19 protein-coding genes, 1 pseudogene and 1 riboswitch are annotated in these 22,122 nt (G+C 68.5%); of the genes and pseudogenes, 8 read left to right on the forward strand and 12 right to left on the reverse strand.

What is annotated here, in order from left to right; all coding sequences use genetic code 11:
* Positions 1–62: 62 nt before the first annotated feature.
* The 4 genes and pseudogenes from MSPGM_RS18725 to MSPGM_RS18740 form a co-directional block, all read left to right on the forward strand.
* Positions 63–598 (forward strand): annotated as a pseudogene (locus tag MSPGM_RS18725) (IS3 family transposase); the annotation flags it as partial.
* A 767-nt stretch (positions 599–1,365) separates the two neighbouring features.
* Complete coding sequence (locus MSPGM_RS18730; protein ID WP_003600567.1) at positions 1,366–1,548, forward strand: DUF3606 domain-containing protein; 183 nt, start codon at positions 1,366–1,368, stop codon at positions 1,546–1,548.
* 243 nt (positions 1,549–1,791) lie between these two features.
* On the forward strand, positions 1,792–2,007 hold the full coding sequence (locus MSPGM_RS18735; protein ID WP_003604120.1) for a hypothetical protein: 216 nt from the start codon (positions 1,792–1,794) through the stop codon (positions 2,005–2,007).
* A gap of 324 nt (positions 2,008–2,331) precedes the next feature.
* The gene (locus tag MSPGM_RS18740) at positions 2,332–2,856 is read left to right on the forward strand and encodes a DNA-binding protein (protein WP_261925861.1); all 525 of its coding nucleotides are present in this window, start codon (positions 2,332–2,334) and stop codon (positions 2,854–2,856) included.
* Between the two features lie 45 nt (positions 2,857–2,901).
* Here MSPGM_RS18740 and MSPGM_RS18745 read toward each other — a convergent pair whose 3' ends face one another.
* The 12 genes from MSPGM_RS18745 to MSPGM_RS18800 form a co-directional block, all read right to left on the reverse strand.
* Positions 2,902–3,123 (reverse strand): DUF6894 family protein, encoded by a 222-nt coding sequence (locus tag MSPGM_RS18745; protein ID WP_003604123.1) that lies wholly within the window; start codon positions 3,121–3,123, stop codon positions 2,902–2,904.
* 220 nt (positions 3,124–3,343) lie between these two features.
* The gene (locus MSPGM_RS18750; RefSeq protein WP_003604125.1) at positions 3,344–3,559 is read right to left on the reverse strand and encodes a hypothetical protein; all 216 of its coding nucleotides are present in this window, start codon (positions 3,557–3,559) and stop codon (positions 3,344–3,346) included.
* Positions 3,560–3,655: 96 nt separating this feature from the next.
* Positions 3,656–5,491 (reverse strand): allophanate hydrolase, encoded by a 1,836-nt coding sequence (atzF, locus tag MSPGM_RS18755; RefSeq protein WP_261925862.1) that lies wholly within the window; start codon positions 5,489–5,491, stop codon positions 3,656–3,658.
* Positions 5,492–5,802: 311 nt separating this feature from the next.
* Positions 5,803–9,333, reverse strand: coding sequence for an urea carboxylase (gene uca, locus MSPGM_RS18760; RefSeq protein ID WP_261925863.1), 3,531 nt, complete (start codon positions 9,331–9,333; stop codon positions 5,803–5,805).
* 4 nt (positions 9,334–9,337) lie between these two features.
* The gene (locus tag MSPGM_RS18765) at positions 9,338–9,958 is read right to left on the reverse strand and encodes an urea amidolyase associated protein UAAP2 (RefSeq protein ID WP_209688389.1); all 621 of its coding nucleotides are present in this window, start codon (positions 9,956–9,958) and stop codon (positions 9,338–9,340) included.
* A gap of 14 nt (positions 9,959–9,972) precedes the next feature.
* Positions 9,973–10,782, reverse strand: coding sequence for an urea amidolyase associated protein UAAP1 (locus tag MSPGM_RS18770; protein WP_261925864.1), 810 nt, complete (start codon positions 10,780–10,782; stop codon positions 9,973–9,975).
* Between the two features lie 161 nt (positions 10,783–10,943).
* Positions 10,944–11,315, reverse strand: coding sequence for a cupin domain-containing protein (locus tag MSPGM_RS18775; RefSeq protein ID WP_261925865.1), 372 nt, complete (start codon positions 11,313–11,315; stop codon positions 10,944–10,946).
* 12 nt (positions 11,316–11,327) lie between these two features.
* Entirely contained in the window at positions 11,328–12,701 is a 1,374-nt protein-coding gene (glnT, locus tag MSPGM_RS18780; protein ID WP_012254934.1) for a type III glutamate--ammonia ligase, read from the reverse strand.
* Between the two features lies 1 nt (position 12,702).
* Complete coding sequence (locus MSPGM_RS18785) at positions 12,703–13,503, reverse strand: creatininase family protein (protein WP_261925866.1); 801 nt, start codon at positions 13,501–13,503, stop codon at positions 12,703–12,705.
* Positions 13,500–14,450 (reverse strand): ABC transporter ATP-binding protein, encoded by a 951-nt coding sequence (locus MSPGM_RS18790; protein WP_261925867.1) that lies wholly within the window; start codon positions 14,448–14,450, stop codon positions 13,500–13,502. Before MSPGM_RS18790 ends, MSPGM_RS18785 begins: the two co-directional genes overlap by 4 nt.
* Complete coding sequence (locus MSPGM_RS18795) at positions 14,447–15,508, reverse strand: ABC transporter permease (protein ID WP_261925868.1); 1,062 nt, start codon at positions 15,506–15,508, stop codon at positions 14,447–14,449. The genes MSPGM_RS18790 and MSPGM_RS18795 overlap by 4 nt, the downstream gene beginning before the upstream one ends.
* Before the next feature lie 10 nt (positions 15,509–15,518).
* Complete coding sequence (locus MSPGM_RS18800) at positions 15,519–16,529, reverse strand: ABC transporter substrate-binding protein (RefSeq protein WP_056112771.1); 1,011 nt, start codon at positions 16,527–16,529, stop codon at positions 15,519–15,521.
* A gap of 388 nt (positions 16,530–16,917) precedes the next feature.
* A riboswitch (guanidine-I (ykkC/yxkD leader) is annotated at positions 16,918–17,027 on the reverse strand.
* Positions 17,028–17,532: 505 nt separating this feature from the next.
* Between MSPGM_RS18800 and MSPGM_RS18805 the strand changes: the two genes are divergently transcribed.
* The 4 genes from MSPGM_RS18805 to MSPGM_RS18820 all read left to right on the forward strand — a co-directional run bounded on the left by MSPGM_RS18805 (position 17,533) and on the right by MSPGM_RS18820 (position 22,080).
* The gene (locus MSPGM_RS18805; RefSeq protein ID WP_261925869.1) at positions 17,533–18,861 is read left to right on the forward strand and encodes a glycine betaine/L-proline ABC transporter ATP-binding protein; all 1,329 of its coding nucleotides are present in this window, start codon (positions 17,533–17,535) and stop codon (positions 18,859–18,861) included.
* Positions 18,777–19,628, forward strand: coding sequence for an ABC transporter permease (locus MSPGM_RS18810; protein ID WP_261925870.1), 852 nt, complete (start codon positions 18,777–18,779; stop codon positions 19,626–19,628). The genes MSPGM_RS18805 and MSPGM_RS18810 overlap by 85 nt, the downstream gene beginning before the upstream one ends.
* A gap of 185 nt (positions 19,629–19,813) precedes the next feature.
* On the forward strand, positions 19,814–20,650 hold the full coding sequence (locus MSPGM_RS18815) for a glycine betaine ABC transporter substrate-binding protein (RefSeq protein ID WP_012254941.1): 837 nt from the start codon (positions 19,814–19,816) through the stop codon (positions 20,648–20,650).
* Positions 20,651–20,730: 80 nt separating this feature from the next.
* The gene (locus MSPGM_RS18820; RefSeq protein ID WP_261925871.1) at positions 20,731–22,080 is read left to right on the forward strand and encodes a hypothetical protein; all 1,350 of its coding nucleotides are present in this window, start codon (positions 20,731–20,733) and stop codon (positions 22,078–22,080) included.
* The last annotated feature ends 42 nt before the right edge of the window (positions 22,081–22,122 follow it).

The raw sequence follows: 22,122 nt of genomic DNA on the forward strand, positions 1-22,122 counted from the left end.
CTGACCGGCTGGCTTTGGACCGGGCTGATTGAGAGGATCAGCCGGGACTGAAGGAGTCGGACATGCGGCGAGGACAGAAGACGAGCGCGGAGCAGGTGGTGCTCAAGCTACGCCAGATCGAGGTGTAGACCGCCCAGAGCAAGAGCTTGGCGTTGGCGTGCAAGGAGGCGGAGATCTCCGAGCAGAGCTATTACCGCTGGCGCAAGGAGTACGGCGGCCTGCAGGTCGATCAAGCCAGTACGTGCCGACCGTGCCAGCCGACGAGGATGCGCTGACCCGCGCCGTCATTGCCCTGGCGTCCGAGTACGGGCGCTATGGCTACCACCGCATCACCGCGCTGCTGCAGGCAGGCGGCTGGCAGGTCGGCAAGAATCGGGTTCAACGCATCTGGCGTCGCGAGGGGCTGAAGGTCCCCAGCCGACATAGACCCCGCAGCCGCCTGTGGCTGAACGACGGCTCGTGCGTGCGACTGCGCCCGCTCCACCGCAATCACGTCTGGAGCTTCGACTTCGTCCAGGCACAGACCCATGACGGCCGAAGCCCGCGCATCCTGACGCTGATCGATGAGCACAGCCGGGCCTGCCTAACGCTGAAGATTCCTTAGCGGATCAACACCGAGGGCAATCCACTTCTGCCCACTGCGCCCGCCAGGGATTAGCTCACGCAGCTCGGGAGGCACCCAAGCGCGAAACGAGTAGGTGCCTTAGGGCGGCGAACGAGGCGGGTTTCAAGGCCGATCTGAGAGGGTCACCTGTGGCAAGGACCTGTAGCACCGGCGCCTTCCAACCCTCTGAAAGTCAACGCTTCTCGCGGTGCCAAGGGCTTAGAAGCGGACTGGCGGAAGGGTGTCCGACGTAGGGCGTTGGCATTACCCCTTGATGTCTTACCCCTTCGGTTTTGGCTGAGAATTTTGGCACCCCAGCCATAGCCGGCATTTTCCTGTCCACCAAATTATCCAACTGCACGAGAAAAAGCGTGAGCAGCCCGCTTGGGCAAATGCTTGGGCACAGCCCCAGAGACCGAAAAAACACCAGCAAGGTCAGGATCTTGCGTCGGGCACCCCTTCCGCCAGACCGCGTTTAATTGCCTGATCCGGCAAGACGCGTTGACTGTCAGAGGGTTGGGAGGCACCGGTGCGAAAGGGGCCCTCCCCAATAGGCCTCGAAACCCGCCGCGTTCGCCACCCAACGACCCGCTCGTTCCAGGCTTGGGTGCTTCCCGAGCTGCGTGAGGCAATCCCTGGCGGGCGCAGCAGGCAGAAGTCGATTGCCCTCGGGTATAACTCCGCACGCGCCTTGAGATACGGGCGGCCTCGCCCACCTCTCATCCAACCCGACGCCCTCCGACGACCTCACGGGATCATTCATGGCTGGCCTCAAGGACAAGCGCGGCTTCATCGACAAGGACCGTCTCGACCTCAGCGAGCGTAAAGCGGTCGAGTTCTGGATGAAGCGCTGGGGCGTCACGCAGGACCAGCTCACCGCCGCGCACCGAAAGGTCGGCCGCATGACCAAGGACATCGCGGCGGAGCTGGGCAAGAAGCGTTAAAGCGCTTTTCGACGAAGCGGACGCCGGTTCGGCGAAAGAAGGCGGGTCAAAACACAGACCGAGAGACGCCGGCCTGATGCAATGGGGTCGGAGACGGCTTTAGGGGCCAGCGAGCGTGATCCCGGCGGGGGCGCTCCATGGCCCCTGTCGTTGGAGGAAAATGCTCTCGGGTGGGAACCCTGGCCTAGGATAATCACCTATCCACCCTGCCTGGGACGGCCCTAAGCTCCCAAGGAGATGGTGATGAAGAAGACCACGCTCGCGCTGGCAATCCTGCTCGGAGGCTTTACGGCCGGCACCGCATCGGCAGCGCCGATTGCACCCGCTGGCATCCAAGCCGACAGCAGCGTCACGCAGGCTCGCATGTCCCACCACGAGCGGCGGATGATGCACCGGCACATGATGCGCAAGCGGATGATGCATCGGCACCATCACCGGTCGATGCGTCACCGGATGTAACCGGCGCATGTGATAAAGGGGAGGGCGCTCAATAGGCCCTCCCGCTCAGCAAGCCGCACGCGACAGTCAAGCGCTTCAGTTTGAGCCATCAGGCCAGATCAAATCATCGATGGATATGATTTTGATGAGCGGCTCGGACTGTCTCGCCCCGTCCGCCAGATCGAAGCCTGCCCGATCGGAACGTTGAGACCATCCGGTCCCTCGCCGAGGCACCTCCTCATGAAGGCTTGATGTTCCCCGGCCTCGACAAACACTTCGTGGCACGGCATGTGCGGGAGCAAGGTGTTTCGAACAGAGACCCAAGCTCCCAGCATCAGGATCGGTATGTTGCGCAACCGCGTTCGGCGACCGTTCACCGTCGAAGCCAAGTCGAACGGCCAAGCTCGCTTCGTCTCCATCCCCTCGAAGCTGCCGCGGGAGACGCAAAAGCAGGCGGGACACGCCAAAGCCGCGGCCCTGTGGCCCTCGCTCGAGGCCGCCACGCCCAGCGTTCCGACGTCGGCTGACGAGGCGCCGTCCGAGCATCGCCGCATCCTGCCGAGCCTCCTCGTCGCGGAGGTTCAGGAGCCCGAAGTGGAACCGGCGATCGAGCCCGAGGTGCTTCCCCGCGTTCGCCGGGTTGCGCCGCCCAGCACCGCGCCAGAGGACGCCCCGCGTCGCCGGGGCCGGCCGCGGAAGGTGCCGATCCCGAATGCCGTCGAGGAGGTCGTCGAACAGGCGGTCCCGGAGCCGCCTCAGCCCGTGACGGAGGCAACCCCCATCGTCAGCCGCCGCCCGGACAGGGCAGGCAGCGAGACGCTGCGCCTGGGTGAGCGGTGGAAGCGGCGCTTGCCGCGGGTGTGCTGGTAGAGCAGCCGCGGCCAACGCCGTGACCGCATTCCGCCGGACGATCGATCAGCCCGACACGAACGGCTTCACCAGCACGCGTCGACCGCTGAGGTCATGCACGCTGACATGCCACTGCGACCAATCCTCTTGGTCATCGAGGCTGCTCATCACCGCCTGGGCCACCTCGTCGGCACGCCGGACGAGGCGCGCGGGGACCCGGATGTCCTTGCCCTGCGCGTCGAACACGCATGCGTAGCCGTTCGTCGCGTGAAAGCGGTAGCGTGCCATCTGCGCCAAGCCCCTCGTTCCAACTCCGATAAGACGGTTGTTCGCCTTTCGTTCCCATATGGGGACAGACGGTGGAAAAGGGCAATGCGACCCACGGCCTCGCAGAGACTTACACCCCAATTTTGAACAGGCCGCGCCCTGGGGATGAGATCGCCTCGGTGGCCCTCGGACACCGGCTTTGCGGGACAGGCGGCACGCTCCGCCTGCCCCGCGGGCCGGCTCAGCCGGCGCCGTAGCCGCCCTTCGCATTGTCCGTCGAACGATCCGGCGATTGCCGATCGTAGCCGCCGGATTGAGGGCCGGGTTTTTCGCCCTCGGCCGAGGCCGGGCCCGTCGGTCCGAGATCCGGCTCCGCTTCGGGCTTGCTGCGCTCACCGAGCGGGCGACCGGGCGGCTGTGTCCCGACCGCCTCCCGCTCCGTCTTCGCGTCTGCCATCGTGAACCTCCTTGGCTTCCGACAAGGAAAGGGTTCATCCCCCGAGAGGTTTCTCCAAAGGGACTCTGGTCCGATGCGATCGGGCCGGGCACGGCTCTACGTCGCGGTCCCGGAGGCGAGATAGGCACGCCAGCCGCCGTGATCGCTGATGTCGCGCGCGCCCGCGAGCCCGGCCGCTTCCGCCAAAAATCCCTTCGGCGCCGTGCCGTCGGCCAGCGACAGCGAGCCGATCCCGAGCGGCGCGGGAATCCCCGCCACGAAGGAGCCGAAGGCGTCCGGCGCCAGCGCCCACACCTCGGTCTCGATCGCATGGCCCGAACCGGGCACGACGCGGATCAGGCCGGGCCGGGCCGGCGGCCCGCCGGGCAGCGCGTGCAGGCGGTAATCCGGCGTCGTGGGGACGGCGCGCAGGAAGCGGGCGCCACGGGCGGTCAGCTCGCCGTTGAGCGGCAGGCCGGACAGGTGCGCGCCGACCACCGCGATCTCGATCTCGTCCCCTTGCGCGCGATCTCCCCCTTGCGCGCGATCCCCGGGCGATGCGGCCTCCGCCGGAATCGGCACGCCGCTCGCCCCGAGGCTGCCGCCGGCCGCCGCGTGGAGGCGGGCGCCGAGTTCGGCGATGAGACCGTCGGCCCCGCGCGGCGCGATCAGCGTGACGCCGGACGGGAGGCCGTCGGCCCGGAAGCGCCCCGGCACCGCGAGGGCGCAGAGATCGAGCAGGTTGACGAAGTTGGTGTAGGTGCCGAGCTCGCTGTTGGGACCGACCGGGTCGGCAGCGAGGTCGGCGACCCGGCGCGGACGCGGATAGGTCGGCACCACGAGCACGTCGATTCCGCGCCAGACGGCTTCCGTCGCCCGGCGCAGTTCGGCGAGGCGGTAGAGGCCGGCGAAGGCATCCGCCGCCGAGTGACCGGTGGCCGCGCCGATGATCGCCCGCGTGGTCGGGTGCAGGGCCTCCGGGCGCTCCTCGATGAAACCGCGGATCGCCTGATAGCGCTCGGCCACCCAGGGGCCGGCATAGAGAAGCCCCGCCACCGCGAAGAAGGGCGCGAGATCGACCGTCACCGCCGCGCCGCCGATCACCGTGTCCAGGTCGGCGAGTGCCCCGTCGAAGGCATTCGCCGAGAGCGCGTCGCCGGCAAAGATCAGGCTCGCCGCATCCGGCACGCCGACCCTCAGGCCGGGGGGCAGGGCACCGGGGCGGGGTGGAACGGGCAGGGCGCGCGAATACGGATCCTGCGGATCGTATCCGGCCATGATCCGAAAGACCACATCGGCCTCCGTCACGGTGCCGGCGAAGACGGAGAGGGTGTCCAGCGTGCGGCAGGCCGGGACCACGCCGCGGCCCGAGACGCTGCCGAGGGAGGGCTTGAGCCCGACGATGTTGTTGAGGCCGGCCGGCACCCGGCCCGAACCCGCCGTGTCGGTGCCGAGCGCGAAGGTGACGAGGCCGCGCGCCACCGCCACCGCCGAGCCGGACGAGGAGCCGCCCGGCACGATCGCCGGATCGATGGCGTTCTTCGGCACCGGATAGGGCGTGCGCACGCCGACGAGCCCCGTGGCGAACTGATCGAGATTGGTCTTGCCGACGAGGATCGCGCCGGCCGCGAGCAGGCGCTCGACGGCCGGGGCGGTCGCCTGCGGCGTATAGGCGAAGTCGGGGCAGGCGGCGGTGGTGGGTAAGCCTGCGACATCGACATTGTCCTTCACCGCGAAGGGCACGCCCCAGAGCGGCTTGTTCGCGGGGTCGAAGGGACCCAGCGCGCGGGCGGCGGCCTGCATCTCCGCCTCCGGCACCCGCGCGAGGAAGATACCGGGATCGTCGGCGGCTGCGATGCGGCGGTCGATCTCGGCCAGAACCGCCTCGGGCGAGAGCCCGTCGGCATAGGCGGCGTGGAGCGCGCTGAGGCTCGGGAAGGCGGGAACCGGCATCGATCTCTCACGTCCGTGGAAGGGCGGCGTGCCGGCGGCACGCGGCCCGAAATTCGAAGGGGGATGGCTCCGGCGGCCCGAGCCTGATGGCCCAGCGGCCGGAAGGCCTATCGCGGCGTCTCCCGGCCCCGGTCGCCCTGCGGCAGCCGTCCGGCGGCCCTGGCCTGGAGGCCGAGCACGACCAGACCGAGGATCGCGGTGAGGGCGCGGTGGATCTGCTGCATCATCGGCCGTCTCCGTGCCTGTGCGAGGAGCGCGCCGGGCGGACTCCGCCGTCCGGCCGCTCGAGCCTTGCAAGATCCGTCCCGCCCTCAGGTCTCGAGGATGGCGACGAGGTCGCCGCCGCGCAGGGTGCGGCCGGGCTGGGCCCGGATCTCGCGGACCCGGCCGCCGACGGGGGCGGTGACCGCCACCTCCATCTTCATCGATTCGAGGATCGCCACCGTCTGGCCGGCGGCCACGGTCTCGCCGGCGCCGACGAGAACCTTCCAGACATTGCCGGGCACGGTGGTCGGCACGCCCTCGCAGCCCGGCGGGATCTCGGCGGCCTCCGCCGCCACCGCCTCGTCGGCGACGAAGCTGTCGAGGCCTTCCGCCTTCCAGCGCTCGCGCTCGGCGGCGAAGGCCGCCCTCTGGCGCGCCCCCGCCTGCTCGATCTCGGCGGCGTTGCCCGCGAGCATCCTTCGGTGCTCGGCGTAGGAGAACGTGCCGTCCTCGATCCGGATCGGATAGGCGCCGTGCGGGAAGGCGGCGCGGGCCTCGGTGAGTTCGGCGTGGCTGACGGGGAAGAATCGGATGCGATCGAAAGGCCGCAACAGCCAGGGATGGCCAGGCACGAATTCGCGGGTGGTCCGCCACGTGTTCCAGACCTGGATCGTGCGTCCGAACAGCTGGTACCCGCCCGGCCCCTCCATACCGTAGATGCACATATAGGCGCCGCCGATCCCAACCGCGTTCTCCGGCGTCCAGGTGCGGGCCGGGTTGTACTTGGTGGTCACGAGGCGGTGGCGCGGATCGACCGGGGTGGCGACCGGCGCGCCGAGATAGACGTCGCCGAGCCCCATCACGAGGTAGCTCGCATCGAAGATGATGCTGCGCACCGCCGCCTCGTCGGGCAGGCCGTTGATGCGGCGGATGAACTCGATGTTCGAGGGGCACCAGGGCGCGTTGGGTCGCACCAGCTCCTGATACTTGCGCATGGCGAGTTCCGCTTGCGGATCGTTCCACGAGAGCGGCAGGTGCACAGTGCGGCTTGGGACGCTCACCGACTCCGCCGGCGGCAATCCGGCCTCGATCTCGCGCAGGCTGCCGAGCAAGCGGGCGCGCGGCAGCGCCGTGCCGTCGTAGTGGATCTGAAGCGAGCGGATGCCCGGCGTCAGGTCGGTCAGACCGGGCAGCCGCGCGGCGCGCACCGCCTCGGCGAGCAGGTGGACGCGCAGCCGCAAGCCGATATCGAGGGCCATCGGGCCGTACTCGACGAGGAGGTTGTCGTCGCCCTGGCGGCGATAGGCGACGGGGACCGGGCCGGTCTCGTCGCGGGCGAGAATGGGCGAGCCGGCTCCGACGCTCGCGCCGCCGATCAGGGCCGGGGCGGCGAGCGCATCCTCCGGCCGGGCCAGGGGCCGGAACCGGACCGTGTCGCCGGGCCGGAGCTGGCCCATCTTCCACAGCTCGTCGCGGGCGATCACCGCGGGGCAGACGAAGCCGCCGAGACTCGGCCCGTCGGGGCCGAGCAGGATCGGCATGTCGCCGGTGAAGTCGATAGCGCCGACGGCGTAGGCGTTGTCGTGCAGGTTCGAGGGATGCAAGCCCGCCTCGCCGCCGTCGGTCCGTGCCCAGCGCGGCGTCGGGCCGATCAGGCGCACGCCCGTGCGGGCCGAGTTGAAGTGCACCTCGTAGGACGCCGAGAACAGATCGGCGATGTCGGCCTCCTGGAAGAAGTCCGGCGCGCCGTGCGGGCCGTAGACGACGCCGATCTCCCAATCCTGCGTCAGCGGCGCGGGCTCGGGTGGGGGGGCGGTGATTTCCGGTGCGTCGCCGAGATGAAGCACGTCGCCGGCCTTCAGCACGCCGGTGGCGTGGCCGCCGAAGGCGCCCAGCGCGAAGGTGGCGCGCGAGCCGAGCACCACGGGCGCCGCGAGGCCGCCGCGCAGGGCCAGATAGGCGCGTTGGCCCGGCCCCTCGATCGCGCCGATGGCGAGCGTCTGGCCTGCCCTCACCGAGAAGGCCTGACCGTGCGGGCGCACCTCCCCGTCGAGGGTGAGCCGCATCGCGGCGCCCGCGAGCGCCACCCGAGCGTCCGTGTGGAAGCGCAGCGTCGGGCCCGAAACGGTGAGTTCGAGGGCGCAGGTGTCCTGCCCGTTGCCGACGAGGGCGTTGGCCTGGGCGAAGGAGCGGGCATCCATCGGCCCGCTCGGCGGCACGCCGACCTCCCACAGGCCGAGCCGGCCGGGTAGTTCCTGAAGGCTCGACTGGGCGCCCGGCAGCAGCACCTCGATGCTTTTGGGAGCATAGGCGAGGTCGCGCAGGGCCGTGGTCGCGACGCGCCCGCTCGCCAGCAGGTCGGAGGCGGCGATGGTGCGCAGGTAGTCGAGGTTGGTCTCGATGCCGGAGATGGCGGTGTCGGCCAGCGCTGCCCGGAGTGCGGCCAAAGCCGCCGGACGGTCGGGCCCGGTGACGATGATCTTGGCCAGCATCGGGTCGTAGAACGGGGTGACCTCGGTGCCGGTGGCGATCCAGCCGTCGATGCGGGCGGTCTCGGGGAAGCGCACCTCGGTCAGCAGGCCGGCGCTCGGCGAAAAGTTGGCGTGCGGGATCTCCGCGTAGAGCCGGGCCTCGATTGCCGCGCCCCTCGGCACGAGTGGCCCGGCCGCCGTGATCGGGTCTTCGCCCGCGGCCTGGCGCACCATCCATTCGACGAGATCGATGCCGAACACCGCCTCCGTCACCGGATGCTCCACTTGGAGCCGCGTGTTCACTTCGAGGAACGAGAAATCCTCGCGGTCCGGATCGTAGATGAACTCGACGGTGCCGGCCGAGGCGTAGGCGACGCTCTCCCCCAGCGCAACCGCCGCGGCGTGGAGCCGGGCGCGCACGGCGTCGGAGAGGCCGGGGGCCGGCGTCTCCTCGATCACCTTCTGGTTCCGGCGCTGGAGCGAGCAGTCGCGTTCGCCGAGCGCCACGACGCGGCCGCGCCCGTCGCCGAAGATCTGCACCTCGACATGGCGGGCCTGCGCCACGAAGCGCTCGAGATAGACGCGAGCGTCGCCGAAGCTGGCCCGCGCGGTGCGCTCGACCGCGGCGAAGCGCTCGGCCAGCTCCTGGCCCGAATGGCAGAGCTGCATCCCGATGCCGCCGCCGCCCGCCGTGCTCTTGAGCATGACCGGATAGCCGATCGCTTCGGCCGCACGCAGCGCCGTCTCGACATCGGGCAAGAGGTCGGTGCCGGGCAGGAGCGGCACGCCGCTGGCCTTGGCGAGTTCGCGGGCCGTGTGCTTGAGGCCGAAGGCGCGCAGATGCTCCGGGCGCGGGCCGATGAAGACGATCCCTTCCGCCGCCAGCCGCTCGGCGAAGCCGACATTCTCGGACAGGAAGCCGTAGCCGGGATGGACGGCCTCTGCGCCGGTCGCCTTACAGGCGGCGATGACGGCCTCGACATCGAGATAGCTCTGCGCGGCCGGCGCGGGGCCGAGGCGCACGGCCTCGTCGGCGGCGAGTACGCCCGGCGTGAAGCGGTCAGCGTCGGAGTAGACGGCGACCGAGGCGATGCCCATGCGCCGCAATGTGCGCACGACGCGGGCGGCGATCTCGCCGCGATTGGCGACCAGAACCTTGGCGAACATGCGCTCAAGCCTCGCCGCGGACGGTCACGCGGATCGGCGTGGGGTTGAAGCCATTGCAGGGGTTGTTGATCTGCGGGCAGTTCGAGATCACGCAGATCACGTCCATCTCGGCCCGCAGCTCGACATAGTCGCCGGGCGAGGAAACGCCATCGACAATGGCCAGCCCGCCATCCTGCTCGATCGGCACGTTCATGAAGAAGTTGATGTTCGGCACGATGTCGCGCTTCGACAGGCCGTACTTTGCGACTTCCAGCGCGAAATTCTCGCGGCAGGCGTGGAGATACTTGGTGGCGTGGCCGAAGCGGACGGTGTTGCTCTCGCAGGAGCAGGCCCCGGCCGAGGTATCGTGGCGCCCGCAGGAATCGGCGGTGACGGTGAGCATCACCCGGCCCTCGTTCGACATCACCCGCGTGCCGGTGGTGACGTAGGCCGCGCCCTGCGCGCGCACCGTATCCTGGGACGAGTAGCGCTCGCCCATGTCGTCGGCGCGGTAGAACAGGGTATCGACGGCCTGGCAGCCCTGGCTGTCCTCGATGCGGATGGTCTGGCCGGCCCGCACGAGGGTGGAGAACGGCGCCTGCGCGGGCACGATGGCGTCGAAGAGCGTGGTCACGGTGTCGGTCATCGGTGTCGCTCCCCTCAGAAGCCGGCGGCGGCGTTGTTCTCGAAGCCGCGCACGGCCTCGATCGTGGCGGTGCGGCAGAGGTCGTCGGCTGCCGGGGGCGGGGCGCGGAAGCGGGTCACGGCCACCGGGTTCGGCGCGTAATCGGGCGCCGGGTCGAGGGGATGGGGGCAGTTCGAGAGGGTGACGATCAGGTCCATCTCGGCGCGCAGGTCCACGAAATCGCCCGCCCTGCGGCCGGCGGCGTTCCAGGCAAAGCGGCCCTCAGGCCCGACGACGACGGGGGCGAAGAACGAGACGCAAGGAGGGATGTCGCGCCGCTCCAGCCCGCTCTTGAGGGCGGCCAGAACGAGGTTGTCGCGGGTGTTGCGATGCGGCCCGCCGGCATAGCGCGCCGCGTTCGAGGCCGCATTGGAGCCGCCGACGAGCGCGTCATGCGCCCCGCAGGAATCCTCGACCAGCGAGAGCATCACCCGGCCCATGTCGGAGAACAGCACCCGGCCCTTGGCGAGGGCGGCCGTCCACTGCACCTTGACGGTGTCGGCATAGTTCAGCCGCTCGCTCGTGTCGGTGGCCGACCACGCCACCAGCGCGATGCTCGACGGGCCATGGTCGAGGCTGAGCCGGAGCGCCTCCCCGGCCTTCAGGGCGGTGGTCCAGTACCAGCCGCCGGGGATGATCTCGCGGTGGAGGATCGCGCCTTCGTCGAGCAGCACGCCGCGCGGGCTCGGGCCGGGCAGGGCGCGCGGGGCGTGGCCCTGGCCGGCCTGCTTCAGCTCTTCGTAGCGGCGGCGGTTTTCGGCGATCTGGCTCGCTTCGTCCGACATTGCGCATGTCTCCGATGGGGCCGGGTCGTCCCGGTCCAAAAGCCTTGTCGCGGCCGGGCCGTCCCGGCAGGCCAGAAGAGGTTGCGATGTCCTGTCCCCCGCCCTCCTTCGAGGGCGACGCTTCGCGCCGCCACCTCAGGATGAGGGCGAGGATGGGACGTTCATGAGCCACCAGGGTTCGAAGGTGACTCGTAGAAGGCGAAGAGCTTGCGGGCGGGCTCGACGATCTCCCAGGTGCCGGTGAAGCCGGCGGGCGAGACGAAGGCGTCGCCGGCCCGGAAGGTGGTCCGGGTGCCGGCCTCGTCGGTGACGACGATCACCCCTTCGAGAAGGTGGCAGAACTCGCTCTCGGTGAAGACGACCCGCCACGTCCCCCGCTCCGCCGCCCAGGTGCCGGCGGAGAAGCGCCCGTCGGCGCTGGTGAAGTGAAGCGTCGCGGTCTGAACCGGGTCTCCAGCCAGGATGCGCTCGGGCGCCGGCCGGTAGGTCGAGGGCTCGGCGGTGCTGTTCGCGAAGGCGATGACGGTCTTCATGGGAGCCTCCGCCTAGAACAGGTGGCTGTAGCGCTCGATTTCCCACGGGCTCACCGTGAGATGGTAGGCGTTCCACTCCTCGCGCTTGGTGCGGATGAACTCTTCGCGCAGGCCTGAGCCCAGCGTCGCCTCGACCAGGGGATCGGCGGCGAAGGCGTCGACCGCCTCCTGCAGGGTCTGGGGCAGGAACGCGATGCCGCGCGCCCGGCGCTCGCCGTCACTCAGCGCGTAGAGGTTGTCCTCGTTGGGCTGGCCGGGGTCGATCCGCTCGCGCACACCCTCCAGCCCCGCCGCCAGCACCAGGGCGGCGGCGAGGTAGGGATTGACCGCGCCGTCGGCGTTGCGGCTCTCGCAGCGCCCGCCGCCGGCCGGCACGCGCACCGAGTTGGTGCGGTTGTTCGAGCCGTAGGAGTTGAACACCGGCGCCCAGGAGAAGCCCGCCATCGCGCCCTGGCGCACGAGGCGCTTGTAGCTGTTCACGGTCGGCGCGAAGGCCGCGCAGAGCGCCCGGCCGTGGCGCAGCACGCCGCCGATGAAGTGGTAGCCGGTCTCGGTGAGGCCGAGGCCGCGGGGATCCTCGCCGGGCGCGCAGGCAAACAGGTTGCGGCCGGTCTCGCGGTCGGAGAGCGACATGTTGAAGTGGGCACCGTTGCCGGTGCGGTCGGCGAAGGGCTTGGGCATCATCGTGGCGATGAGCCCTTCCTCCTTCGCGTAATGCTTGGTCATCATGCGGAAGAAGGTCAGCCGATCGCACATGGTCAGCGCATCGGCGTACTGGAAGTCGAACTCGAACTGCGCGTTCGCATCCTCATGGTCAAACGAGTACAGATCCCAGCCGAGATCGTTGATCGTGGTCGCGACCTTGTCGAGCCAGGAGAAGTTGTCGATGAAGCCGCGCACATCGTAGCAGGGCTTCACCAGCTTATCGTCCGCCACCGGCGTGTGCAGCGAGCCGTCGGCAGCTTGGCGCAGCAGGAAGATCTCGCACTCGATGCCGAGATTGAAGCCGAAGCCCATCGCCTCAGCCTGAGCCAGAACGTTCTTGAGGGCGACGCGGGTCGAGAGCGGGTAGGGCTTGCCCTGGAAGGTGAGGTCGGCCGGCGCCCAGGCGAGCTTGCTCTCCCAGGGGAGCTGGATGACCTGCGAGAAATCCGGGACCGAGGCGAGTTCGTCCTCGTTCGGGGCTTGGCCCAGGCCGTCGAGGGCGTAGCCGGTATAGCGCTCGGAGCCCGCCGCCATCTGCGGCAGGTGGTCGATCGGCACCACCTTGGCCTTCTGCGCGCCGTGGATGTCGACATAGGCGCCGATGACGTATTTCACGCCCTTGGCGCGCAGATCCTCCTGCACGGCGCGCACCTGCGGATCGATGTCGTTCGCGTGGCCCATTTCAGGCTCCTGGTATGGGGACGGCGGGGCCGTCGTAGGAATGGGGAAGGGGCGGGGTCTCGGTGAGCCCGCGCCGGACGAGGGCGGTCAGGTCCTCGACCATCCAAGCGAACAGTTCGGCGCCTTCCGCCGCGCTCGCCTGCGAGGGGAAGCCGGTGACGCCGTTGCGGCTGGTGCGGTTGACCGGGTGGGCGAAGACGAGGTTTTGGGTGCGGTCCGGGTCGTCGGCGTCGACGATGCGGTCTTCCCGCACGAGGGCGGGGGCCTGCGCCTGCATCAGCGCGGTCTCGGCCCGGTTGGCGTGCCAATCCTCGGCGTCGGCGAAATGGGCCGCGCGCACCCGCTCGCTGACGGTGGCGGTGTTGACGAGCGCGACCATCAGGTCGTCGTGGGCCGCCCGCAGCAGTTCCAGCGCGCAGCGTAAGGGGGCGGCGTTGGTGACGTGGGCGTTGACGAGGAACAGGCGGCGCACGCCCGAATGGTAGGCTTGGCTTCCGATCTGCCGGACGAGTTCGGTCATCACGACAGGGTCGAGAGCGAGGGTGCCGGGCCAGCGCCGGGAATGGCCGAGCGAGCAGCCGTAGGGGAGGGCCGGCAGCATCGGCACACGGGTGCGCGCCGAAACCGCGCGGCAGAGGAGGTCGGCCAGCACGAAATCCATGCCGCAGCCGAGATGCGGCCCGTGCTGCTCGGTGGCGCCGATGGGCAGGAGCGCAGCCCCCGCAGCCGCTTCGAGATCACCGGGGATCTCCTCCCAGGTGCGGTCGGACCAGAGCAAGGGGAGAGTGGGGAGGGCGCTCATTCGACCTCGTCCCCCACGCTCGCCATCCGGGTCACCATATCGAGGCCAGCCAGATCGGTCGGGCCGTCGGCCTCCGCCTCGCCGGGGTGGATCAGCGCATCGAGCCGGGCGCGGGTGGCGCGGAATTCCGGTGTCAGGCTCTGGCTCGGATGGCGCGGACGCGGCACCGGCACCTCGATCAGTTCCTCGACCTCGCCGGGATGGGCCTTCAGGACGAGGATGCGGTCGGCGAGGTAAATAGCCTCGTCGAGATCGTGGGTGATGAAGACGATGGTGATGTCGATCTTGCGCCAGATCTCGATCAGGTAGGCCTGCATCCTGGCCCGCGACTGGGTGTCGAGCGCCGAGAACGGCTCGTCCATCAAGAGGATGCGCGGGCGCATGGCGAGCGCGCGAGCGATGGCCACGCGCTGCTTCATGCCGCCGGAGAGCTGGTGCGGGTAGGCGTCGGCGAAGCGCTCCAGCCCGATGAGCGCCAACCATTGCAGCGCCTCGCGCTCGGCCACATGCCGGGATTCGCCGTTCTCCTCCAGGCCGAAGGCGACGTTGCGCTTGACCGTGAGCCAGGGGAACAGGGTGTAACCCTGGAACACCATGCCCCGGTCGGCGCCGGGGCCGGAGACCGGCACGCCGCCGACGCTCACACTGCCCGAACTCTTGGTCTCGAGCCCGGCCAGGATGCGCACGAAGGTGGACTTGCCGCAGCCCGACGGCCCGACCACGCAGAGGAACTCGCGGCGGTGGGTGACGAGATCGATGCCGCGGAGCGCCACGGTCTCGGCGCCGTCCGCGTTGCGAAACACCTTGCCGAGCCCCTCGACCCGCAGGGCGACGTCGCGGGCCTTCAGCCGGTCGAAGCGGGCGCGGACGGGCTCGCACTGGGTGCGATAATCACACGGCTCGGCCGTCAGCGGGATGGGAGCGGACGCGCTCGTGCCGTCTCTCATGCCTCGGCCCTCGCATAGGGGAACAGGCGGCGGCCAATCAGCGCCAGGGCGATGTCAGTGGCGATGCCGACGAGGCCGATCACGAGGATCGCCGCGTAGACGTTGTCGAAATGCTGGTAGCGGGCCTGCTGCGTGATGAAGAAGGTGATGCCGGACGAGGTGCCGATCAGCTCGGCGACGATCAGGTAGGTCCAGGCCCAGCCGAGCAGGATGCGCTGGTCGCGGTAGATCTGCGGCAGCACCGCCGGCACGATCACCCTCCGGATCAGGCGCAGATTGCGCGAGCCCATGGTGAGCGCCGCCTCGATCAGCAGCGGATCGACCCTTCGCGTGGTGTTGGCGATGACGAGCACCTGCTGGAAGAAGGTGCCGATGACGATGATGGCGATCTTCGGCCCGTCGTAGATCCCGAGGATCGCGACCATCAGCGCGCCGAAGGCGGGGGCGGGCAGGTAGCGCACGAACTCGATCACGGGCTCGGTCAGCCGGGCGATCGTCGGTTGCGCCCCGCACAGGATGCCCAGCGGCACGCCGACGAGCGAAGAGATCGTGAAGCCCCAAAAAATGATCTGGATCGAGTGCCACAGGCTCGCGGGCAGCCAGATCGTATCGCGCTGCGGCGGCGGCGCCGTGAGCGAGGTCCAGAAGGCCACCGCGACCTCGTGCGGCGCGGGCAGGTAGACCGGGTTGGCCGGGCGGCCCTCGGGCACAGCCATCCCCGCGCTCTGGGCCGCCGCGACCTCCTCAGAAAACGCCGCCCGCGGCACCCGCATGCCGGGCTCCATCCAGGCGACGTCGCCGGGATTCGTGACTTCGACCAGCGGGTGCCAGAGGAAGGGCAGGTAGGAGACCGCCGCCCACAGCCCGAGCGGCAGCAGGAAGGAGAGCAGGGTGAGCGCCACGCGCCGACGCCGGGTCAGCGGGCGCGGCGCGCCGACCCAGGAGAGCCGCACCCGCCCGACGACCGGGGCGGTCCCCGCCACCGGCGGGAGCGGAGCGACCGCGACCGCTGGAACGGCGTCCCTCTCGGGATGGGGCTGAGGCAGCGGCGCGCGCATCCTCAAGCCCTCACTTGCCGTCGGTGAGGGCGGGGTCGATGGCGGCCTTCACGTCCTGCGCGGTCTTGTAGACCTCGAACTTGACGTTGAAGGCATCGGCGTGCCGGCTCGAACCGTAGAGCGAGCCGAACCCGTCGGCATCCTTCATCACCGCGCGGCCCTCGGCCAGGGTCAGAAGCTTGGTGCCCTTGAGGAAGCGGGTGAAGACGGCGGGCTCCACCCCGACCTTGGCCGCCATGATGGCGACCGCGTCGCCTTGCGTCTTCGGGTCCGTGATGTAGCCGACGACCCGGTCCCACAGGCCGACGAGCTTGATCCAGTCGGGCCGCCGCGCGGCAAGGCTTGCGGGCGTCACCGTGACCACGTCGTAGATCAGGCCCGGCCGGTCGGCGGAGCTGTAGAGCGGACGGGCACCCGCCGCGCCGCGCATCGCCTGCCCCGCGATCGGCTGCCACGCGCCGATGGCGGCGACGTCGCCGGAGGCGAGGATCTGCGGCGTCTCGTTGGTCTTGGCGTTGACCAACGTCACGTCGCTCTCCTTGATCCCGGCCTTCTGCAGGCCGTCGATCAGGAGCAGGTGCTCGACGAGGCCGACTTCGAGCCCGACCTTCTTGCCCTTGAGGTCGGCCAGCGACTTCACCCCCGGCTTGCCGACGATGATGTCGTTGCCGTTGGAGTAGTCGGTGAGCAGGATCATGACGTTCCGGGCGCCGTTGCCGCTCATGACGAGGGCGTCGCCGTTGGTGCAGGTCACCGCATCGAGCTTGCCCGCCGAGAACGCATCCATCGAGGCGGAGTAGTCGAACCACTCGAACTTGGCGTCGATGCCGGCCTCCTTGAGCCAGCCCTTCTCGATGGCGACCTGCCACGCCACCCAGCCCGGCCAGTCGCTGTAGCCGATGCGCAGCGGCTCGGCGGCCTGCGCCATCGGCGCGGCGAGGAGGCCGGCAGCGAGGGTCAGCGCGGACAGGCTTCGGCGGAGGCGCGTGAGGCCGCCGGTGATCAGGGTCGGGATGCGCATGTCTCGTCTCCTCGGGATCGTCGCCGGAACCGGATGGCCGCCCCTTGCCGTGGGTCGACCGCGGATTTTGCGCGCAGGCCGGCATCGGCGGGCTGAGAAGCCCGTCCGTCGGATGCCGGCACTGAGGTTGGAAGGGGGTGAGGCGCTTGGGCCCGCGGACGTTACGTCCGGCCCGGGACGAGGCGCGTGCGGCCCCCGAAGCGGCCGCGAAGGCGCGCGATCCCGGCCCGCGCCGTCCTCGGGCGGTGCAAGGCGTGCGATCCGCCGGGGCGACGATCGGGAGATGATGTCAGAGAAACGATCTGGGGGCTGATGCCGGGCATACGTTCCCTCTCAACAGAGAAAGAGATTGTACAAGACCTAACCTTGCCAATCTCTGGCTAGTGAGGTCTCCCGGGCTTTTATCCCGCCGTGCATCCGGGCGGATGTCTCCCGCCGCGGCAACCGCTCTCGGACCGAACACATCAAAGAGATGCTGGAACCCTAGCGATCAACTCGATGATGTTTTTAGGACCGGCGATTTTCTTGGTCAAGCGAAGACCATTCTTGGGCTGCGCAAGTTTTTACCTTTCATGCCCACGTTTTAAGCGCTCTGCAGCCTGGATTCGCATTCAGCGCAAGTGGGCGGAGCGGTGTTCGGCTCTCGATCCGCGGACGCAACCGGCACGCGCGTTCGGCGAAGCGCCGGATGACGGCATCGGCCAACGTGCCGCGCGGTACCGGCGGAGAGGCGCATCGGCTGGCCGGGAACCACGGGCCTTCTGCACAAGGCCCGCACATATCTTGCAACTTTATTGAACACGCTTGCTCAGAAACACGGCACGGACCAACATAGATCCGGTGCTGAGGCGTTAAAATTCCGGAACGTCGGTCGCTGCCAATAAAGCGTCGCAATACGACAAGCCCCCTCGAAGGGCCGGAAATACTCTTACATCGTCCAAGATAAGCTTGTCAGAAAATTCTGCCGCGAACAATATCGATCTATATCGAAAGGTGTCACCCCATGGGCCGGATCAATCTTGAAGGTATCAGCAAGATATTCGGCTCGAACCCCTCCAAGGCGCTCGATCTGATCGGCCAGGGGAAGCGCAAGGGCGACATCGCCGCCGCCTGCGGTGCGGTCGTCGGATTGCGCGACATCTCGTTCGACATCGAAGAGGGCGAAATCCTCGTCCTGATGGGCCTGTCCGGCTCCGGCAAGTCGACGCTCCTGCGCTGCATGAACCGTCTGGTCGAGCCGTCCTGCGGCCGGATCGTCGTGGACGGGGTGGACGTGACCCGGCTCGGCCGCAAGGACCTGCTCGCCTTCCGTCAGAAGACCTTCGGCATGGTCTTCCAGCACTTCGCGCTGCTGCCCAACCGGACCATCCTCGGGAATGTCGGGTTCGGCCTCGAGATCAAGCAGGTCCCGACCAAGGAGCGGATCGAGCAGTCGATGCAGGCCATCGAACTCGTCGGCCTGAAAGGCTGGGAGACGAAGTATCCCAATGAATTGTCGGGCGGCATGCAGCAGCGGGCGGGCCTCGCGCGGGCGCTCGCCGCCGATGCCGACATCCTGCTCATGGATGAGGCCTTCAGCGCCCTCGACCCCCTGATCCGCCGCGACATGCAGGCGGAGCTGCGCGACCTCCAGCGCAAGCTCAAGAAGACCATCGTCTTCGTCTCGCACGATCTCGACGAGGCCATCGCGCTCGGCGGCCGCATCGTCCTGATGAAGGACGGCGAGGTGGTGCAGATCGGGCAGCCCGAGGACATCGTGGCCCGCCCCGCGACCGACTATGTCGAGCGCTTCGTCGAGCATATCGATCTCGCCGCCGTGCTGCGGGCGGAGCAGGTCGCGGATCGCTCCGCCCCCGTGCTCGCCCCCACGCAGACGGTGGCCGAGGCGCGGACCGCACTCGGCGGGGCAGGTGGCCGCACGAGCGGCCGGGCGTGGCTCGTCGCCGACGGGGACGGACGGCTGGTCGGCCGCATCTTCGCCGAGAGGCTCGCCTCCGCTCGGCCGGCCGAGACCCTCTCCAGCCTGCTCGATCTCGGACAATCCGTCGTCGAAGCGGACAGCCGGCTGGACACCATCCTCGCGACGGTCGCCGCCGAGGAATCCGTCGCGGTCGTGGGCCGGAACGGACGCCTGATCGGCTCCATCACCAGCCGCGACGTCGTGCAGGCACTCGCCGCGCGGCCCGGCACGCACGCGCAGCCGCATGCCGGTGCCCCGATCCTCTCAAAGCCGTCAGGAGCCCCGACATGGAGTGGAACGTCCCCAAATTCCCCCTCGACACGCTCAGTGACAACGGCCTCGACTGGCTCACCGAGCATGGCAGTTGGCTGACCCGAGCCGTCAGCCGCACCGTCTCCGACTGGATCGAAACGCTGACCACCGCCCTCGTCGCGATCCCGCCATGGCTCTGCATCGCGGTCGCGGCCTTCGCGGCGTACCGGGCCGGCGGTCGCAAGATCGGGCTCCTGACCCTCGTCGGCCTGCTGTTCGTGTGGAACCTGCGGCTGTGGCAGGCGACGGTCGAGACCCTGGTCCTCGTCACCATCGCCACCGCTGCGGCGCTGGTGGTCGGCGTTCCCGTCGGGATCTGGTTCGCGCTCAGCCGACGGGCTTGGCGGACCTTCTCGCCGATCCTCGACATGATGCAGACGCTGCCGAGCTTCGTCTACCTGATCCCGGCGCTCCCCTTCTTCGGGCTCGGCGCCGTCTCGGCCTGCTTTGCGACGATCGTCTTCTCGGTGCCCCCGGTGATCCGGCTGACGGCGCTCGGTATCCGCAACGTGCCGAGCGAACTCGTCGAGGCCTCCGATGCCTTCGGCAGCTCGGCGACCCAGAAGCTGTTCAAGGTGCAGTTGCCGCTCGCGCTGCCGACCATCATGGCCGGCGTCAACCAGACCATGATGCTCGCCCTCTCCATGGTCGTGATCGCGGCGATGATCGGTGCCGGCGGATTGGGCCGCGCGGTCTGGCAGTCGATCCAGCGGCTCGAGGCGGGCGCCGGCTTCGAGGCGGGCATCGGCATCGTGATCGTGGCGGTCATCCTCGACCGCGTGACGCAGGCCCTCGCCGCCCGGGCTCGTCCGCACGGTGTGGCTTGAGGGCTACATGTTCGGCCGGAAAAGCAACTTATGCTTGCGTTCTCTGGTCGTTCGAATAACATAAGTCATACACCATGATCTTCTCTGATTAGCCTCGTTCTCCCCGAGCGAGAGAGGCTTCAGACGAGATCAGCCCTCAGATCAAAATCGGCACCATCCTCAAGCCATCCTGAAAGGCTCAATCCATGCGTGCACCGATACTTGGGGTGATCGCCTGCCTCGCGCTGGCCCAGACGCCGGCCGAGGCAGCCGGCAAACAGGTTCGGCTCGCCTACGTGGAATGGGCCGACGCCGTGGTCGCCACCAACATCCTCAAGCTCGTCCTTGAGGAAAAAGGCTACCAAGTGAAGACGATTCCGCTCGCGGCAGCGGCCATGTGGCAGTCGGTGGCGACCGGCGACGCGGATGCGAGCGTCGCGGCCTGGCTCCCCGTCACGCAGGGCGCCTATTACGAAAAACTGAAGAACCGCATCGACCTGATCGGCCCGAACGTCACGGGGGCCCGGATCGGCTGGGCCGTGCCCGCCACGTCGTCCCTCAACTCGATCGAGGATCTGGCGACCAAGGCCTCCGAGGTCGACGGCAAGGTGATCGGCATCGATCCCGGCGCCGGCGTGATGAAGAGTTCCGAGGCGGCCATCAAGGCCTACGGTCTCAAGGTCAAGCTGCTCGACGGCAGCGACGCCACGATGACCAGCGCGCTGAAGGATGCGGTTCGACAGAAGAAGGACGTGGTCGTCACGGCCTGGACGCCGCACTGGATGTTCGCGCGCTACGACCTGAAATATCTCGACGATCCCAAGAAGAGCTTCGGTGAGGCCGAGAGCGTGAACACGCTGGCCCGCAAGGGGCTCAAGGACGACCTGCCCGAGGTCTACGCGATCCTCCAGAAGTTCAAGCTCACCATCAAGGACGAAGAAGCCGTGATGGCGGAGAACGAGGAAAAGGGCGCCAAGCCCGAGGCGACCGCCGCGAAGTGGATCGCGCAGAATCGCGCGACGGTCGATGGCTGGCTGAAGTGACGGCCCGGTCCGAGACATAAGAAAACGACGGGAAACAGCTCGGAAGGCGACCTGGGTCTTCATTCAAGGGGTTAAGGCAAATGACGGCGAACGGTTTGGCGGCTGCCCTTGTGGCATGTGCCGCAGGGGTCATGCTGTGCCCATCAACAGCCGCTGCGCAGACGCAGGGCCCGGTCGAGGTCAATGCCGAGCCCAGCCAAGCCAACAGCGAGCAGCCGGTTGCCGTCCCCGATCCGCGCTACGCGCCCGAATCCCGCAGCAATTTCGATCTGGGGCCGCCGAAGGGGAAGACCGACTCGGGCACCTTCACCTTCGGCGGCGCCATCCGCGCCCGCTACGACTGGCGCTTCGACGATGCCAGCCGCGGCGGCGTGCGCAAGGCGCGGGAGAATTTCGACTTCGATACCCTCGCGTTCAAGGCGACCTACGATTCCGATACGATCTTCGGCTCGGCGCAGTACCGGTTCTACGGCGGCAGCTCGATCTACGGCCCTCGCAGCGGCTATCGCGGCAATCCGGGCGAGGTGAGCTACCCGATGTGGGCCTATGTCGGCTACAAATTCACGCCGGAAGACAGCATCACCGCCGGCATCAACCAAGCGCCCTTCGGCCTGACCCCGTATTTCGGGACGAGCTTCCTTGAAACCCTCGGCTTCACCATGGGTCTGGAGGAAGTGTACAATCTCGGCGTCAAGTTCTCGCATGTCGAGCCGGACTTCAATTATCAGGTCGGGTTCTATCCCGGCTCCGCGCCCAACGCCTTCGGCCTGAGCCCGGACAGCGCGCGCTACTCCACCGCGATCGTCCGGGCCGACCCCTACGTCACGTTCGGAACCAACAACGCCGAACAGAACATGTTCATCGGCCGGGCGGAGTACTTCGTTGTCAAGAGCGAGGACGTCTCGCTCGCCTTCGGCGCCTCCATCTGGCACTCGGACATCTACAATTTCGACACGCGCCAGACCGGCACCAAGCAGCTCGAAGGTCTGCACGCCCTCGGCACCTACGGTCCCTGGGGCTTCAAGGCGATCTATGTCCGCCAGGACATCGACCCGCGAAACCCCTTCCGCAACGATCTCGTCACGGTCGGCGGCTTCGACTTCTCGTACAACCTCGCGGCGCGCGGCAATTTCGTCTCGGCGGAAGTGACCTACAAGGTGCCCGATCCGATCGGCCCGTTCACCGTGGTGCCCTTCGCCGGCTTCAGTGCCTTCTACAAGGACAAAGCAAACTTCCGGGCCAGTGAGCGCTTTACGCTGGGCGGCGCCTGGACCCTGACGGCCGATCCGAACCTGATCATCTACACCGAGGCCGCCATCGGCCGGAACGACCCCTATGTCGGCGTCGGCGAGTTCAACAACGGCCTCGCCCAGGGCGGCGAGAACCGCTTCAAGTCGCGGTTCATCATGAATATCGGCTACTATTTTTAGAATTGGTGGTTTCGCGAGCGACGCGCCGGCTTCCCTGGGAGC

Source organism: Methylorubrum sp. GM97, assembly GCF_024347855.1.
Classification (GTDB): Bacteria; Pseudomonadota; Alphaproteobacteria; order Rhizobiales; family Beijerinckiaceae; genus Methylobacterium; species Methylobacterium extorquens.